General features: G+C 64.9%; 10 protein-coding genes and 3 pseudogenes. 6 read left to right on the forward strand and 7 right to left on the reverse strand.

The genetic code is table 11. The features are described 5' to 3' along the window. Positions 1-129: 129 nt before the first annotated feature. A complete protein-coding gene (gtdA, locus tag ACSKB9_RS26785) occupies positions 130-1,170 on the reverse strand; it encodes a gentisate 1,2-dioxygenase (protein ID WP_438076855.1) in 1,041 nt (346 codons plus the stop codon). A 155-nt stretch (positions 1,171-1,325) separates the two neighbouring features. Here gtdA and maiA point away from each other — a divergent pair, with 155 nt between their 5' ends. The 3 genes from maiA to ACSKB9_RS26800 are packed head-to-tail and all read left to right on the forward strand — an operon-like array spanning position 1,326 to position 3,644. Then, positions 1,326-1,958 carry a maleylacetoacetate isomerase gene (gene maiA / locus ACSKB9_RS26790; RefSeq protein WP_076832895.1) on the forward strand — a complete coding sequence of 211 codons (633 nt, stop codon included), beginning with the start codon at positions 1,326-1,328 and terminating at the stop codon, positions 1,956-1,958. Beyond that, entirely contained in the window at positions 1,948-2,460 is a 513-nt protein-coding gene (locus tag ACSKB9_RS26795) for a MarR family winged helix-turn-helix transcriptional regulator (RefSeq protein ID WP_057020139.1), read from the forward strand. The genes maiA and ACSKB9_RS26795 overlap by 11 nt, the downstream gene beginning before the upstream one ends. Then, positions 2,460-3,644: a 3-hydroxybenzoate 6-monooxygenase gene (locus ACSKB9_RS26800; protein ID WP_438076857.1), complete on the forward strand. Its 1,185-nt coding sequence runs from the start codon at positions 2,460-2,462 to the stop codon at positions 3,642-3,644. The genes ACSKB9_RS26795 and ACSKB9_RS26800 overlap by 1 nt, the downstream gene beginning before the upstream one ends. A gap of 343 nt (positions 3,645-3,987) precedes the next feature. Here the strand turns inward: ACSKB9_RS26800 and ACSKB9_RS26805 are convergent, their stop codons facing one another. From ACSKB9_RS26805 to ACSKB9_RS26825, 5 genes and pseudogenes are all read right to left on the reverse strand, one after another. Beyond that, positions 3,988-5,598 (reverse strand): benzoate-CoA ligase family protein, encoded by a 1,611-nt coding sequence (locus ACSKB9_RS26805; RefSeq protein WP_438076859.1) that lies wholly within the window; start codon positions 5,596-5,598, stop codon positions 3,988-3,990. Then, positions 5,595-6,725 carry an FAD-dependent monooxygenase gene (locus tag ACSKB9_RS26810; RefSeq protein WP_438076861.1) on the reverse strand — a complete coding sequence of 377 codons (1,131 nt, stop codon included), beginning with the start codon at positions 6,723-6,725 and terminating at the stop codon, positions 5,595-5,597. The genes ACSKB9_RS26805 and ACSKB9_RS26810 overlap by 4 nt, the downstream gene beginning before the upstream one ends. 116 nt (positions 6,726-6,841) lie before the next feature. Then, positions 6,842-7,054 (reverse strand): hypothetical protein, encoded by a 213-nt coding sequence (locus ACSKB9_RS26815; RefSeq protein WP_253588206.1) that lies wholly within the window; start codon positions 7,052-7,054, stop codon positions 6,842-6,844. A 110-nt stretch (positions 7,055-7,164) separates the two neighbouring features. Next, a complete protein-coding gene (locus tag ACSKB9_RS26820) occupies positions 7,165-7,386 on the reverse strand; it encodes a cysteine rich repeat-containing protein (RefSeq protein ID WP_028336261.1) in 222 nt (73 codons plus the stop codon). Between the two features lie 39 nt (positions 7,387-7,425). Next, positions 7,426-8,210: pseudogene (locus ACSKB9_RS26825) on the reverse strand (cysteine rich repeat-containing protein). A gap of 249 nt (positions 8,211-8,459) precedes the next feature. On the opposite strand from ACSKB9_RS26825, the gene ACSKB9_RS26830 reads away from it, so the two are divergent. Both ACSKB9_RS26830 and ACSKB9_RS26835 read left to right on the forward strand, forming a co-directional pair. Beyond that, entirely contained in the window at positions 8,460-9,617 is a 1,158-nt protein-coding gene (locus ACSKB9_RS26830) for an efflux RND transporter periplasmic adaptor subunit (protein WP_438076864.1), read from the forward strand. A 12-nt stretch (positions 9,618-9,629) separates the two neighbouring features. Beyond that, entirely contained in the window at positions 9,630-12,797 is a 3,168-nt protein-coding gene (locus tag ACSKB9_RS26835; protein ID WP_438076866.1) for an efflux RND transporter permease subunit, read from the forward strand. Positions 12,798-12,973: 176 nt separating this feature from the next. On the opposite strand, the pseudogene ACSKB9_RS26840 reads toward ACSKB9_RS26835, so the two are convergent. Beyond that, positions 12,974-13,975, reverse strand: a pseudogene (locus ACSKB9_RS26840) (NADP-dependent oxidoreductase). A 230-nt stretch (positions 13,976-14,205) separates the two neighbouring features. On the opposite strand from ACSKB9_RS26840, the pseudogene ACSKB9_RS26845 reads away from it, so the two are divergent. Further along, a pseudogene (locus ACSKB9_RS26845) lies at positions 14,206-15,494 on the forward strand (dicarboxylate/amino acid:cation symporter). Positions 15,495-15,504: the final 10 nt, after the last annotated feature.

Here is a 15,504-nt window from a genome sequence, read left to right on the forward strand (position 1 = left end):
CACAGGGCGTGGTTGTTAGAAAAAGGCTGGGGCTCCAACGCGTTCAACCAATCAAGATTGGTGGTTATGGGTCCCGGCTTTCGCCGGGACGACGTGAGGTGGGCGCTGCGTGCCTTGCGCAGACGATCGTTACGCGTTCCCCCTGTCCTCGCGGAACAGGTCGAGCTTCTGCTGCACCGGGCGGTCGGAGAACGAGAACAGCACGGAGTCGGCATCGGCCTCGTGGGTGACCCAGTGCCAGCTCGGCACCACGAACAGGTCGCGCGGTCCCCATTCGAAGGTCTGGTCGCCGATCCTTGTGCGGCCCTTGCCCTCGATCGCGGCGAACACGGTCGCATCGGTTGCGCGATAGCGCGCGGTCTTGAAACCCTTCGGCAGCAGCTGGATGAAGGTGCCGATGGTCGGCATCGCAAAATCGCCGGTCTCGGGGTTGGAGAACTTCAGCTTCAGGCCGTGGCAGGCGTCCCATTCGTCGCTGGCCTTGGCCGTCTCCAGCGCCTCGCGGGTGTATTCATAGGGATAGTTGAAGATCGGCGAGGTTTTCGAGGTTCGCTTCTGGTCGATCGGCAGCAGATTGTGGCCGTAGCGCGCGAAGCTCGCGCCCGCCGGCTTGGAGATCGACTGCTGATCTTCCTTGGCGCCTTCGGCAAACGAGCAGTCGAAGAACTGCACCATCGGGATGTCGAGCCCGTCGAGCCAGAACATCGGCTCATTGGTTTCGTTGGAATGGTCGTGCCAGGTCATCGACGGGGTGATGACGAAATCGCCCGGCGACATCGCGGTGCGCTCGCCGTCGACGGCGGTGAACGCGCCCTTGCCCTCGAGCACGAAGCGCAGCGCCGATTGGGCATGGCGATGGGCGGGGGCGATGTCGCCCGGCACCACCATCTGCACGCCGGCGAACAGCGAGGTCGTGATCTTGGACTGGCCGCGCAGGCCGGGATTTTCCAGCACCAGCACGCGGCGCTCGGCTTCCTTGGCCGTGATCAGCTTGCCGGCCTCGTTCATGTAGTCGCGGATCTGGTCGAACTTCCACAAGTGAGGACGGCAGGCGCTTTTCGGCTCCGGCGTGATCAGATCGTTCATCACGTTCCACAGCGCCGAGAGGTTCTGGCCGTCGATCTTCTTGTAGAATGCCTCGCGCTCCGGGGTCTTCTGCACGGCTTCCATGGCAAGCCTCCCATTCTTGTCGGTGCAATTTAATTGACAGTATACTGACAATATGGCTAGCGTCAATGAAGCAAGCCATGGCGTTTTCGAGCGAAGTGGATACCGGTTCGCGCAAAGAAAGCGCGTCAAACCAGAATAATGCAAGGGAGGTTCCGATGAAGCTGCATGGCTATTTCCGGAGCAGCGCGTCCTACCGGGTCCGGATCGCCCTCAACCTGAAGGGGCTCACCTCAGAGCATCTGCCGCATCATCTGCGCAAGGGCGAGCAGTGCGCGCCGGCCTATCTCGCGATCAATCCGCAGGGGCTGGTGCCGACCCTGGAAAGCGATGCCGGCGCGATCCTCACCCAGTCGCTCGCGATCATCGAATGGCTCGACGAGACCAATCCCAACCCGCCGCTCTTGCCGAAAGATCCGCTGCGGCGCGCAAAGGTGCGGGCGTTTGCGCAGGCGATCGCCTGTGACACGCATCCGGTGCAGAATTTGAAGGTGCTGGCGCGGCTGCGTCAGCTCGGCCTGCCCGAGGAGCAGGTGACGGAATGGGCGGCTTGGGCCAATCGCGAGGGACTGTCGGCCTGCGAGACCCTGATCGCGGCGGAGTCCGGCCCGTTCTGCTTTGGCGATGCGCCGACGTTGGCCGATCTCTGCCTGGTGCCGCAGCTCGCCAATGCGCGGCGCTTCGGCGTCGACGTTTCGGCCTATCCGCGCCTGCTCAAGGCCGAGGCCGCGGCAAAGCAAATCAAGGCGTTCGCCGACGCCGCCCCGGACAAGCAACCCGATGCCGAATAACAAACCAGCGCCCGTCACGATGGACGCGGTCTATACCGCGCCCGGCTACCTGTTTCGGCGGATGCAGCAGATCGCGGTCGCACTGTTCATCGAGGAGTGCAGGGCGTTCGACCTGACGCCGGTGCAATATGCCGCGCTGGTCACGATCTCGACCCATCCCGGCATCGATGCCACGAGGCTCTCGGCGGTGATCGCGTTCGACCGTTCCACGCTCGGCAATGTGATCGAACGGCTGCAGGCCAAGGAGTTCATCGTGCGCAAGCCGGCGCCCGAGGACAAGCGGGTCAAGCTGCTCTATCTTACCAAGGCCGGCGCGGCGGTGCTGAGCGACATCATGCCCTCGGTCGACAAGGCGCAGGCGCGAATGCTGCAGCCGCTGAAGCCGGCCGACCGCAAGACGTTGCTGGCGTTGTTGACCCAGCTCGTCGACCTCAACAACGAGGCGTCGCGGGTGCCGCTGCGCGCCGAGGATGCGCTCGAACATCTCGGGAGGTCGGGCTGATGGCGGAGACGAGACCTGTCCTGATCGCGGGCGGCGGCATCGGCGGCCTCGCCGTGGCGCTGGGCCTTGCGCAAAAAGGCATCCGCTCGATCCTGCTGGAGAAGGCCGCCGCGCTCGGCGAGATCGGCGCCGGCATCCAGCTCGGCCCGAACGCGTTCCACGCCTTCGACTATCTCGGCGTCGGCGAGGCCGCGCGCAACATGGCCGTCTATATCGATCAGCTCAGGCTGATGGATGCGCTGACCGCCGACGAGATCACCCATATCGATCTCGGCGATGCCTTTCGCGCGCGGTTCGGCAATCCCTATGCCGTGGTGCATCGCGGCGATCTGCACGGTGTGTTCCTGCGCGCCTGCCAGAATCACGAGCTGATCGAACTGCGCGTGTCCAGCGAGGTGACAGGCTACGAGCAGGATGGTTCGTCGGTGACCGCTACGCTCGCGAGTGGGGAGCGCATCGGCGGCCGTCTCCTGATCGGCGCCGATGGCTTGTGGTCGAACATCCGCAAGCAAGTCACGGCGGATGGTCCGCCGCGCGTCTCCGGCCACACCACCTATCGCTCGGTGATCCCGACCGAGCAGATGCCGGAGGACCTGCGCTGGAACGCCGCCACGCTGTGGGCCGGGCCGAAATGCCACATCGTGCATTATCCGCTGTCGGGCTGGAAAGTGTTCAACCTCGTCGTCACCTATCACAACAATGCGCCGGAGCCGGTTGCCGGCAAGCCGGTGTCCAAGGCCGAGGTGATGAAGGGTTTTACCCACGTCCATGAGCGGGCGCAGAACATCATCCGCCACGGCACCAACTGGAAGCTCTGGGTGTTGTGCGACCGCGATCCGAACGAGCAGTGGATCGACGGCCGCGTGGTGCTGCTCGGCGACGCCGCGCATCCGATGTTGCAATATTTTGCGCAGGGCGCCTGCCAGGCGATGGAGGACGCGGTCTGCCTGTCGCACATGCTGGCCAGTCACGATGACCAGACAGCGGCGTTCGAGGCCTACAGCGCGCAACGCTTCCCGCGCACCGCGCGCGTGCAGCTGATGTCACGCGCGATCGGCGAGCACGTCTACCATCCCTCAGACGAGCACGCCCGCATCCGCAACGCGATCATGAGCGCGAAGTCGCAGGATCAGTGGTGTGATGACATCGCCTGGCTGTATGGCGGGACGGGGCTGGGCAGCTAGCTACTTACTCGTCGTCCCGGACAAGCGAAGCGCGATCCGGGACCCATAACCACCGAAGGCTGTTGTTATGGCAGGCTGGGGCCCCAGCCGTCGCGCCGCAAATATTTGTGGTCGGGTCCCGGCCTTCGCCGGGACGACATCGAATGTTTGGCTGGATGGCGGGGCAGCTAATGCTCGTCGTCCTGGACAAGCGAAGCGCGATCCGGGACCCATAACCACCGATGGCTGTTGTTGTGGCAGGCTGGGGCTCCAGCCCTCGCGCCACAAGCATTTGTGGTTATGGGTCCCGGCTTTCGCCGGGACGACATTGAATTTGCGGTGGCCGCGTCCATCAACCAACGCCCTACATCCGCATCACCGCCTGGCGGTCGATCTTGCCGGTGCCGGTCTTCGGCAGCTCGTCGATGAATTTGACCTCGCGCGGATATTTGTACGGCAACAGCTTTGTCTTGACGTAATCCTGCAGCCGCCGCGTCGCTTCGGCTGTGTCGAAGTCGGCCTTGTTCATGACAACCACGGCGCGCAGCGTCATGCGCCGGTCCGGCAATTCGGCGGCGTAGACGGCGCATTCGCGGACGTCGGGGTGATCGGCGAGGCAGAGCTCGACCTCCAGCGGATAGACCCACTGGCCGGAGATCTTGATCAGATCGTCGGCGCGGCCGCGGAAGAAGTGGAAGCCGTCGCTGTCGCGCATGAAGCGGTCGCCGGTGTAGATCCAGCCGTCCTCGCGCACGGTCTCGGCGGTCTTGTCCGGCCGGTTCCAGTACAGCGGGGTCGCGGAATCGCCGCGTACCCACAGGATGCCTTCCTCATTGTCGCCGACCTCGCGGCCATCGCTGTCGCGCAGCATGATCTCGTAGCCGGGCACGCGCAGGCCGGCGGCGCCGAGCTTCTTTTGCTCCGCGCGGTTGCTGAGATAGACGTGCAGCACTTCGGTCGAGCCGAGGCCTTCGATGATCTCGAGCCCGGTGAGCCGCTTCCAGCCGTTGAATACGTCGGCTGACAGCACTTCGGCGGCCGAGACCGCCATCCGCAGCGAGGAGAAATCGGCGGTGTCGGCGCCTTCAGCCTTGGTCAGCGAGATGTAGAGCGTCGGCAGGCCGAAGAACACGGTCGGACGATATTGCCCGATCGCCGAGAAGATCGCGGCCGGCTTCGGCTGGCCCGGCAGCAGCAGCGTCGCGGCGCCCACGGAAAATGGAAACGTGATCGAATTGCCGAAACCATAGGCGAAGAAGATCTTCGGCACCGAGAAGCAGATGTCGCCGGGCTTTAGGTTCAGCACATTGCGGGCAAAGGCGCGCTCGCTATAGGCCATGTCGTGCTGCAGATGCACGATGCCCTTGGGACGGCCGGTCGACCCCGACGAATACATCCAGAACGCCATCTCGTTGCGGTGCGTGTCGGCCGCGTCGAGCTCGATCGGAAATCCTTGCAGCCATTCGCCGGCCTCGCGCGTTTCGGCAGCCGCGTGATCACCGGCAGCGCCATTGACCACGATCAGCGTACGCAGCGGCGTGTCCTTGCAAGCTTCCAGATTGAAGCGCGCACAGAATTCCGCATCGGTGACGGCGACCTGCGCGCCGGCGTCGGACAGGTAGAATTGCAGCAGCTCGGGCGTCGTCAGCGTGTTGATCAAGAGCGGCACGAAGCCGGCGCGCACCGCGCCGAAGAATGCCGCCGGATAGGCCGGGGTGTCGTCGAGGAACAGCAGCACGCGGTCGCCGCGTTGCAGTCCGAGCGACCGGAAGGCGTGGCCCCAGCGTGCGGCCTCAGTGCAGAGCTCGCGATAGGTCCGCGTGCCGGCCGGGCCGGTCAGCGCCAGTCGTTCGGCATTCCCGTTACCGAGATTGTCGAACAGGATGCGGCTCGCATTGTAGCGCTCGGGGATCGTAAAGCCGATCTCGCGCGCACCGGGATTATCCAGCGGAACCTGGTCGGCGATCCCGGTCATGATTGTCCCTTTGCAGCTGCGTAGCGGGCCATGAAGGCGGGCGACATCGCGCGCAGCCGCGCGTCGTCGATCCGGCCGGAGCGGGTGATGTAGCTGTAGGCGAAATCCATCAGGTCGAGCGTCATGTGCGCGGGGAAATGCTCGTACCAGTCGGCGCTGGTCCGCGCCGCAGTGACGAGCTTCTTCACGATCGGCTTGCGCTCGCTCTCGTAGCGGGCAAGCGCGGCGGCGATGCCGCTCTCGGTCTCCAGCGCCTTGGTCAGCGCGATCGCATCCTCGATCGCGAGCCGCGTGCCGGAGCCGATCGAGAAATGCGCCGAATGCAGCGCGTTGCCGATCAGCACCATGTTGCCGTGCGACCAGCGCTCGTTCCAGATCCACGGGAAATTGCGCCACACCGACTTGTTCGAGATCAGCCGGTGGCCGTCCAGCGTCGCGGCGAATACGTCTTCGCAGATCGCCTGCGACTCCTCGATGCTCTTGTCGGCGAAGCCGTAGGCCGCCCAGGTCGCCGCATCGCACTCGACCAGGAAGGTGCTCATGTCCTTCGCATAGCGATAGTGATGGGCGTTGAAGCTGCCGCGCTCGGTGGCCACAAAGGTCTGCGACAGCGTCGAGAAGGTTTTCGTGGTGCCGTACCAGGCGAACTTGTTTGAGGAATGCGAGATCGACGCGCCGAAGGCGGACTCATAGCCGCGGCGGACCATTGAATTCAGCCCGTCGGCGGCGACGATCAGGTCGTAACCCCTGAGCTCATCGACCGATTGCACCACGGTGTCGAAGCGCGGCGTGACGCCTGTGCTGCGGACGCGCTCCTGCAGGATCGTCAGCAGCGCCAGCCGGCCGATCGAGGAGAACCCGACGCCGTCGATCTCGACGCTCTCGCCGCGCAGATTGAGGGTGATGTTCTTCCAGCTCTCCATAAGCGGGGCGATGGCGTCGACCGTCTCGGGGTCGTCGGCGCGCAGGAAGTCCAGCGCCTGTTCGGAGAACACCACGCCGAAGCCCCAGGTGGCGCCGGCCGCGTTCTGCTCGAACAGGTCGATCTCGGCGTCGGGATGACGCTTCTTCCACAGATAGGCGAAATAGAGCCCGCCGGGCCCTCCGCCGATCACGGCGATCCGCAACGTCTGCCTCCCAGATTGACAGTGTACTTACAATTTGGGTCCAGACTAATCGCCCTCCGGCGGGAACGCCAGAGGGAAAATGCGTGCGGCGACTCAGCCGCGTGGCGCCGAAGGGTTCAGTAGCAGCGGCGGGCCTTGACCCCGTCGACCCATACCCAGCGGCAGCCGGCGGCGACGGGTTTGCGGGCGACGACCGCGCCGTTGGGGCCGGCGCAGCCGGCGCGATAGACGCCGCGCGCGCAAACGACCGCGTTGGCATCGGAGGACTCAAAGGTCATCGTCGCGGCAAAGGACAGCAGGGCCGCGGCGATCAGCAATATTGAACGCATGAAAATTCCCTCTCCCGGGTGAGGCATGGTTGGCCTGTCGGTGGCAACAAGGTGCTACGGCTCCGTGCCCGGCAAATCGCCGGGCAAATGTCGTCTCACCGCCTGCGCGGCTATTTCTTTTCCGCTTCCGCCAGCACCTTCTTGCAGGCGGGCGCCAGCTTGTCGCTCTGCTTGGCAAGACAGGCGATGATGCGGCCGCCGCCGGGCGTCACGCTTTTGCAGAACTTCTCGTAGTCGCCCATGCAGGCGTCGCGTTGCGCTGTGGTCAGCTCCTGGGCGTAGACGGCGGTTGCGCCGCAAAGCAGCGCGGCGGTCAGGACGATACGCAGCATTGTTCGCTCCCTTTTCCAGTCGATCGCGTGACAACAGGATTACCGCGCCGCGAACGGCGCCAGCACGTCGCGGCACGCCGGCGACAGCGAGCCGGCATTGGTCGCAAGGCACTGCACGATCCGCCCGCCGCCCGGCTGGACGCCGCCACAGATCGAGCGGACGTCGGCGCCGCAGGCCGAGCGCAGCACGAGCAGCTCTTCGCGCGGCCGCAGCGGCCGCAACGCGATCACGGCCGGCGCGGCGGCTGGTGCTGCCGTCGCTGCAGCGGCCGCGGCCGGCGCGGCGGCACCGCCACCAGCGGTGGCGACGGCCTTCTCGCAGGCCGGCGAAAGCTTGCCCTTGCTCTTTCAAGACACTGCAGCGCCGCCGCGCCACCGGTCGGCACGCCCGCGCAAACCTTGGGATAATCCGACCGGCATGCGCTGCGGATCGCGGAGATCTGCGCATTGGATGGCGTCCCGGCCGCCTTCGATGTGGCGGCTTCGGTGGCAGGTTTGGCGGTTGCCGCGGGAGCCGCTTCGGTCTTGGCCGCCGCGGGCGTGGAGTCTGCCTTCGGTGCGGCGGCCGGCGCTTCGACGGCCTTCACCGCGCTGGCGCAGCCCGGTCCGAGGCTTGCCATGTTCTTCTGCAGACATTGCAGCGAGGCTTCGCCGCCCGGTGGTACGCTTGAGCAATGGGCGATGTAGTCGTTGCGGCATTGCGACTTGATGGCGTCGCGCTGCGCCTGGGTCGGCGCCTGCGACAAGGCCGGTGCGGTGCTCATGAATGCTGCAAGCGCAAGCCATGCGGACAGCTTCGTTGCTCGTGTCAACGCATTGATCATCTGAATAAATCCTCTGGTCGCGCCGGATGTCTCCGGCTCAACTGAACTGAGTTCTGAAAAAGTCTTGTTGTAACAACCTCGGCGAGCGACATCATTTTCGCTTTCGAGTTCCGCCGCAAGCGGATTGTTGCTATGGATGAAGCAGGCGGATTTTTTGCCCGTCACGAGATCTTTAAATTTAGTCATTTGAATCGAGGCTCGGAAATGAGGCATGCGCACGCGTCGGCACATTTCGGTCGGAGCAGTTTTGTGCGGCTGCGAAATGCACCGCTTGCGCGCATCGCGTTTATCGTATCGGCCTTCGTCAGTTTAAGTGCCTGCGAGCAAAACAGTTTTGTCGCGCCGCCGCCGCCCAAGGTCGAGGTTGCGCCGCCGGTGCAGCGCGCCATCACGCGTTATCTGGACGCCACCGGAAACACCGCGCCGATCCAGACCGTCGATCTCGTCGCGCGCGTGCAGGGCTTCCTGCAGGCGATCAACTATCAGGACGGCTCCTTCGTGAAGGCGGGGACCACGCTGTTCACGATCGAGCCGGAGACCTACAAGCTGAAGCTGGAACAGGCGCAGGCCGCAGAGGTCGGCGCGCAGGCGACGCTGAAGCAGGCCGAGCTCGACTTCAAGCGGCAGACCGATCTGGTGCAGCGGCAGGCGGTCTCGCAGGCGACCCTTGATACCTCGACGTCCACCCGGGACAACGCCCAGGCCAGCCTGCAGCAGGCCCAGGTGAACACCAGGATCGCGGCGGTCAACTACGGCTACACCAACGTGGCCGCGCCGTTCGACGGCATCGTCAGCAATCACCTGGTCTCGGTCGGCGAACTGGTCGGCGCGGCGTCGCCGACGCAGCTTGCCACCATCGTGCAGCTCGATCCGATCTATGTGAACTTCAACGTCAACGAACAGGACGTGCAGCGCGTGCGGGATGAAGCGCGCCGTCGTGGCCTGACGGTCAACGAGCTCAGGCAGTTGCCGGTCGAGGTCGGCCTGCAGACCGAGACCGGCTTTCCGCACAAGGGCAAGCTTGATTACATCTCGCCGACCCTCAATCAGTCGACCGGCACGCTCGCGGTCCGCGGCGTGTTCCCAAATCCGGACCGGACCTTGCTGCCCGGCTTCTATGTCCGCGTTCGCGTGCCGTTCGACAAGCAGGACAAGGCGCTGCTGGTGCCCGACGTCGCGATCGGCAGCGACCAGGCCGGCCGCTACGTGCTGGTCGTCAATGCCGAGAATGTGGTCGAGCAACGCAAGGTGACGACCGGCCCGCTCGATGAGGGGCTGCGCGTCATCGAGAGCGGCCTGAAGCCGGATGACCGCATCGTGACCGCCGGATTGCTGCGCGCGATCCCCGGGCAGAAGGTCGATCCGCAGGTGCAGAAGGCCGACGCGGCGCCGGCAGCCGCCAAATAGGACGAACGCGCCATGATCTCGAAATTCTTCATCGAGCGCCCGGTCCTTTCCAACGTCATCGCGATCCTGATGATCCTGATCGGCGGCGTGGCGTTGTACAACCTCGCGGTCGCGCAATATCCCGACGTGGTGCCGCCGACGGTGCAGGTGACGACGCGCTATCCCGGCGCCTCGGCCAAGACGGTGGTCGACACCGTGGCGCTGCCGATCGAGCAGCAGGTCAACGGCGTCGAGGACATGCTGTACATGCAGTCCTACAGCGGCGCCGACGGCACCTATACGCTGACGGTGACCTTCAAGATCGGCACCGATCTCAATTTCGCGCAGGTGCTGGTGCAGAACCGTGTCTCCAGCGCGCTGTCGCAGCTGCCGACCTCGGTGCAGAACCAGGGCGTCACGGTCCAGAAGAAGTCGACCTCGATCCTGCTGTTCGTGACGCTGACCTCGCCGAACAAAACCTATGACAGCCTGTTCCTGTCGAACTACGCCACCATCAACATCAGGGACGAGCTGTCGCGCCTGCCGGGCGTCGGCAACGTCACGGTGTTCGGCGCCGGGCAATATTCGATGCGGGTCTGGCTCGATCCGAACAAGCTGCAAGTGCGCGCGCTGGTGCCGCAGGACGTCATCCAGGCGATCCAGCAGCAGAGCCAGCAGGTCACCGCCGGCCAGGTCGGCGCGCCGCCGACGCCGGCGGGTCAGGCGTTCCAGTACACGCTGAACGTCAACGGCCGGCTCGACGACAAGAGCCAGTTCGAGGACATCATCGTCAAGACAGGCAATGTCGGCGACGTTACCCGAGTCCGCGACGTCGGCTGGGTCGAGCTCGGCGCGCAAACCTACAGCCAGATCTTTTCGCTGAACCAGAAGCCCGCGACCGGCATCGGCGTGTTCCAGTCGCCTGGCGCCAATGCCTTGCAGGTCGAGAAGGCCGTCGAGAAGAAGATGGCGGAGCTCGCCAGGCAGTTCCCGCAGGACATCAAATACGACACGCCGTTCGACACCACCAAGTTCGTCAACGCCTCGATCGAGGAGGTCTACAAGACCCTGTTCGAGGCCGGCCTGCTGGTGCTGGTCGTGATCCTGGTCTTCCTGCAGGACTGGCGGGCGATGCTGGTGCCGGCGACCACCGTGCCGGTCACGATCATCGGCGCGTTCGCGGCGATGGCCGCGCTCGGCTTCACCATCAACCTGTCGACGCTGTTTGCGATCGTGCTGGCGATCGGCATCGTGGTCGACGACGCCATCGTCGTGGTCGAGGGCGCGGCGCACAATATCGAGCGCGGCATGTCGGGCCACGACGCCGCGATCAAGGCGATGGACGAGTTGTTCGCGCCGATCGTCGGCATCACGCTGGTCTTGATCTCGGTGTTCCTGCCGGCGGCGTTCCTGCCCGGGCTGACCGGACGGATGTACGCGCAGTTCGCGCTGGTGATCGCCGCCACCGCGCTGCTCAGCGCCGTCAACGCCGCGACGCTGAAGCCGACACAGTGCGCGCTATGGCTGCGTCCTCCCGCACCGCCCGAGCAGCGCAATTTCTTCTATCGCGGCTTCAACGCGGTCTATGACCGGCTGGAGCGCGGCTACACTCGGCTGGTCAGCGGCATCGCCGGGCATGCCAAGACCTCGGTCGCCGTTGCGCTTGTCATCATCGGGCTTGCCGGCTACGGCCTGTCGCGGGTGCCGACCGGCTTCATTCCGATCGAGGACCAGGGCTATCTGCTCGCCGCGGTGCAATTGCCCGACGGCGCGGCCCTCGACCGCACCCAGCACGTGCTCGACGAGGTCACCACGATCGCCGGCAAGACCCCCGGCGTCGACCAGGTGATCAGCATCTCCGGCATCTCGGCGCTGGATAATTCCTCGAGCCTCGCCAATGCCGGCGTCGCCTATCTGATCCTGAAGGACTGGAGCGCGCGCGGGCCGGGCGAGGATCTGCGCTCGCTGGTCTACGGGCTCAACGACAAGCTCGCGGTGATCCCGGAGGCGCGCATCCTGGTGATCCCGCCGCCGCCGATCCAGGGCATCGGCAACGCCGCCGGCTTTGCCATGCAGGTCGAGCTGCGCGACGGCAATGCCGACTACGGCAAGCTGCAGGCGGTCACGGGGGCGATCGCGGCCAATGCACAGACCCAGAGCGCGCTGCAGCGGGTCCAGTCGTCGTTCCGCTCGATGGTGCCGCAGTTCGACGTCGACGTCGATCGCATCAAGACGCAGACCCTGCACGTCACTCCCGACCAGATCTTCGCGGCGCTGTCGTCCTATCTCGGCGCCAGCTACGTCAACCAGTTCACCAAGTTCGGCCGCACCTTCCAGGTCTATACCCAGGCCGAGGCACAGTACCGCCTGAGCCTGCGCGACATCGAGAACATGATGGTGCGCAACAGCAATGGCGACATGATCCCGCTCGGAACGGTCGCCAAGATCACGCCCTCGATCGGACCGTCGCTGATCAGCCTCTACAACCTCTATCCGTCCGCCTCCATCATCGGACTGCCGGCGCAGGGTTACTCGTCCGGCCAGTCGATGGCGTTGATGGAAGAGATCGCGGCAAAGACGCTGCCACCCGGCTCGGGCTTCGAGTGGACGGCGATGTCGTACCAGGAGAAGGAGGTCGGCAGCCAGATCTACTACGTGTTCGCGCTGGCGCTGCTCCTGGTCTATCTCGTGCTCGCCGGGCAATATGAGAGCTGGTACGCGCCGATCTCGGTGATCCTCGCCGTGCCGCTGTCGCTGCTCGGCCCGACGCTGGTGCTGCTGAGCCTGAATATCGAGAACAACCTCTACACCCAGATCGGCACCATCCTGTTGATCGCGCTGTCGGCCAAGAACGCGATCCTGATCGTCGAGGTCGCACTGGAACGTCATCTGCGCGACGGACGGTCGGTGCTCGATGCGGCGATCGACGCGGCACGCGCGAGATTCCGGCCGATCCTGATGACGTCGTTTGCCTTCATCCTCGGCGTGCTGCCGCTGGTGATCGCGACCGGCGCCGGCGCCAACGCCCGCAAGTCGATCGGCATCACCGTGTTCTCCGGCATGATCGCCTCGACCTGCCTCGCCGTGCTGTTCGTGCCGGCGTTCTTCGTCGTGGTGCAGAGTTTCGAGAACTGGCGCAAGGCGAAGAAGGGCAAGACGACGCCGCAAGCCGCACCGCAGGCGTCGGGCACGGCGCATTGACTCCCTCGCTCCGCTCTTGCGGGGTCGAGACGAGCGAAGCACCCTCTTAGAGGGTGGGGTGAGGGGCTCTCTCGGCTAGGCGGTGCGAGTTGCGAGACCTGTACCCCCTCGCCCGGATCGCATCTTGCGATGCGATCCGACCTCTCCCCGCAAGCGGGGAGAGGTAAGAAAGACCGCTACACCTTCACCATGCGCTTGCCGCGATTTTCGCCGGCGAGCAGGCCGATCAGCGCCTGCGGCGTGTTCTCGAGGCCGTCGATCACGTCCTCCTGCACCTTGAGCTTGCCCGAGGCGACCCAGCGACTGCAGGTCGGCGAGTGCGGCGTCGCGCTGGTCCATGTAGTCCATCACGATGAAGCCCTGCATGATCAGCCGCTTCACCACGATCAGGCCGGGCACGCCGCGCGGGCCGTGCGCGGAGGGGACGCCGTCATATTGCGAGATCGCGCCGCAGCAGGCGATGCGGCCGCGATTGTTCATCTGCGCCAGGCAGGCTTCCAGAATGTCGCCGCCGACATTGTCGAAATAGACGTCGATGCCCTTGGGCGCCGCCGCGCGCAGCGCCTTGTAGGTGGCGCCGTCCTTGTAGTCGACCGCGGCGTCGAAGCCGAGCTCGCTGGTCAGCCAATGGCACTTGTCCTTGCCGCCGGCGATGCCGACGACGCGGCAGCCCTTGATCCCAGCGATCTGGCCGACGATCGAGCCGACCGAGCCCGCGGCCGCCGACACCACCACGGTCTCGCCTTCCCTGGGCTTGCCGACATGGAGCAGGCCGAAATAGGCGGTCAGGCCGGCAACGCCGTAGACGCTGAGCAGATGCGTCATCGGCTCGAGCTTCGGCATCTTCGCCAGATGCTTGGCGGGTACTGCGGCATAATCCTGCCAGCCGGTGTCGCCGAACACGATGTCGCCGGGCTTCAGGCTAGAATCCTTCGACGAGATCACCTCCGCGATGCTGCCGCCGGCCATCACGGTGTTGGCTTCCACCGCAGCGCGGTAAGTGGCGCCGTGCATCCAGGCGGGTTGGCGGCATCGAGCGAGATGTAGCGCGTCCGCACCAGCGCCTCGCCGTCCTTCGGCGTGGGGATCGTCCCCGTGGTCAGACGAAAATGCTCGGGGCGAAGCTTGCCGGTCGGCTTTTCGACAAGCAGGATCTGGCGATTGACGGTGTCGTTCATTGGCGGTGTTTCCCCCTTTGCCTTCCCTTGGCGTTGGTCGTTTCGCATGCAAATTGACTGCGACGCGCGCAGCGCCTTGCACAGATTGTGCGCTGCATGAACGCTAGTCCGCGCGCTGGCATTCCACAACGGGAACGTTTCGGCAAAGTCCCGTTGGACGCGAAGCGTGTTGCGTAGCTGCGTAAATCTGCCACACTTGCCCTCCGCCGGGAACTTACGGGGGTAAGAGAATGTCCAGCAGGTTTACGCAATATATCCTGATTGCGATGGTCCTTGGCATCGCTATGGGGACGATTGTCTTCAACTACTTTCCTGACAGCCGTGCCGAGATCGCAGCAGACGTCAACCTGATCGCGATGCTGTTCCTGCGTCTGATCAAGATGATCATCGCGCCGCTGGTTTTCGCGACCCTCGTCGGCGGCATCGCCCATATGGGAAGCGGCGCCAAGCTCGGCCGCATCTTTGCCAAGACCATGGGCTGGTTCGTCTCCGCCTCCTTCGTCTCGCTGCTGCTCGGCCTCGTGATGGTCAACCTGCTGCAGCCCGGCGCCAACTTCCCCGGCACGCTGCCCGACAAGGCGCAGTCGACCGGGCTGCCGGTGTCGGCGTTCTCGATCGAAAAATTCCTCACCCATCTGATCCCGACCTCGATCGCGGACGCGATGGCGCAGAACGAGATTCTGCAGATCGTCGTGTTCGCGGTGTTCTTCGCGGTCGCGCTCGGTGCGATGCCTGAACGGGCCAAGCCGATCATGAGCCTGATCGACGACCTCGCGCACATCATGCTCAAGGTCACCGGCTATGTGATGCTGTTCGCGCCGCTCGCGGTGTGGGCCGCGATCATGGCGACCGTCTCGAAGAACGGCCTCGGCGTGCTCTGGAAGCTCATCGTCTTCATGGGCGGATTTATCTCTCGCTCCTGATCCTGTGGGGCATCCTGGTCGTCGTCGGGTTCATCGTGATCGGGCCGCGCTACAGCCATCTTTTGCGGCTGATCCGCGAGCCGCTGATGATCGCGTTCTCGACCGCCTCGTCGGAGGCGGCCTATCCGAAGACGCTGGAGGGGCTGAACAGGTTCGGCGCCTCCTCGCGCATCTCGGCCTTCGTGCTGCCGCTCGGCTATTCCTTCAACCTCGACGGCACGATGATGTACTGCACCTTCGCGAGCATCTTCATCGCGCAGACCTACCATATCGAGATGTCGCTCGGCACGCAGCTCGCGATGCTGGCGACGCTGATGATCACCTCCAAGGGCGTCGCCGGCGTGCCGCGCGCGTCGCTGGTGGTGATCGCCTCGACGCTGGCGCAGTTCAACATCCCCGAGGCGGGCCTGCTGATGATCATGGGCATCGACACCTTCCTCGACATGGGCCGCAGCGCCACCAACGTGATCGGCAACTCGCTGGCGACCGCCGTGGTCGCGAAGTGGGAGGGTGAGTTGAAGCCCGAGCACGAGCTCGGGCCAGACGACGCGGTGCCGCAGGATGCGGTGCCCGGCGCCGTGATGGCCGGCCATTGACGGGAGGCAT

Origin of the sequence: Bradyrhizobium sp. BR 1433, from assembly GCF_051547665.1 — a bacterium.
In the GTDB taxonomy this organism is placed as follows: domain Bacteria; phylum Pseudomonadota; class Alphaproteobacteria; order Rhizobiales; family Xanthobacteraceae; genus Bradyrhizobium; species Bradyrhizobium australafricanum.

Bases quoted from the DNA above. Each gene is read 5' to 3' on its own strand.
- gtdA (WP_438076855.1), bottom strand. From the start codon at position 1,170: ATGGAAGCCGTGCAGAAGACCCCGGAGCGCGAGGCATTCTACAAGAAG.
- maiA (WP_076832895.1), top strand. From the start codon at position 1,326: ATGAAGCTGCATGGCTATTTCCGGAGCAGCGCGTCCTACCGGGTCCGG.
- ACSKB9_RS26795 (WP_057020139.1), top strand. From the start codon at position 1,948: ATGCCGAATAACAAACCAGCGCCCGTCACGATGGACGCGGTCTATACC.
- ACSKB9_RS26800 (WP_438076857.1), top strand. From the start codon at position 2,460: ATGGCGGAGACGAGACCTGTCCTGATCGCGGGCGGCGGCATCGGCGGC.
- ACSKB9_RS26805 (WP_438076859.1), bottom strand. From the start codon at position 5,598: ATGACCGGGATCGCCGACCAGGTTCCGCTGGATAATCCCGGTGCGCGC.
- ACSKB9_RS26815 (WP_253588206.1), bottom strand. From the start codon at position 7,054: ATGCGTTCAATATTGCTGATCGCCGCGGCCCTGCTGTCCTTTGCCGCG.
- ACSKB9_RS26820 (WP_028336261.1), bottom strand. From the start codon at position 7,386: ATGCTGCGTATCGTCCTGACCGCCGCGCTGCTTTGCGGCGCAACCGCC.
- ACSKB9_RS26835 (WP_438076866.1), top strand. From the start codon at position 9,630: ATGATCTCGAAATTCTTCATCGAGCGCCCGGTCCTTTCCAACGTCATC.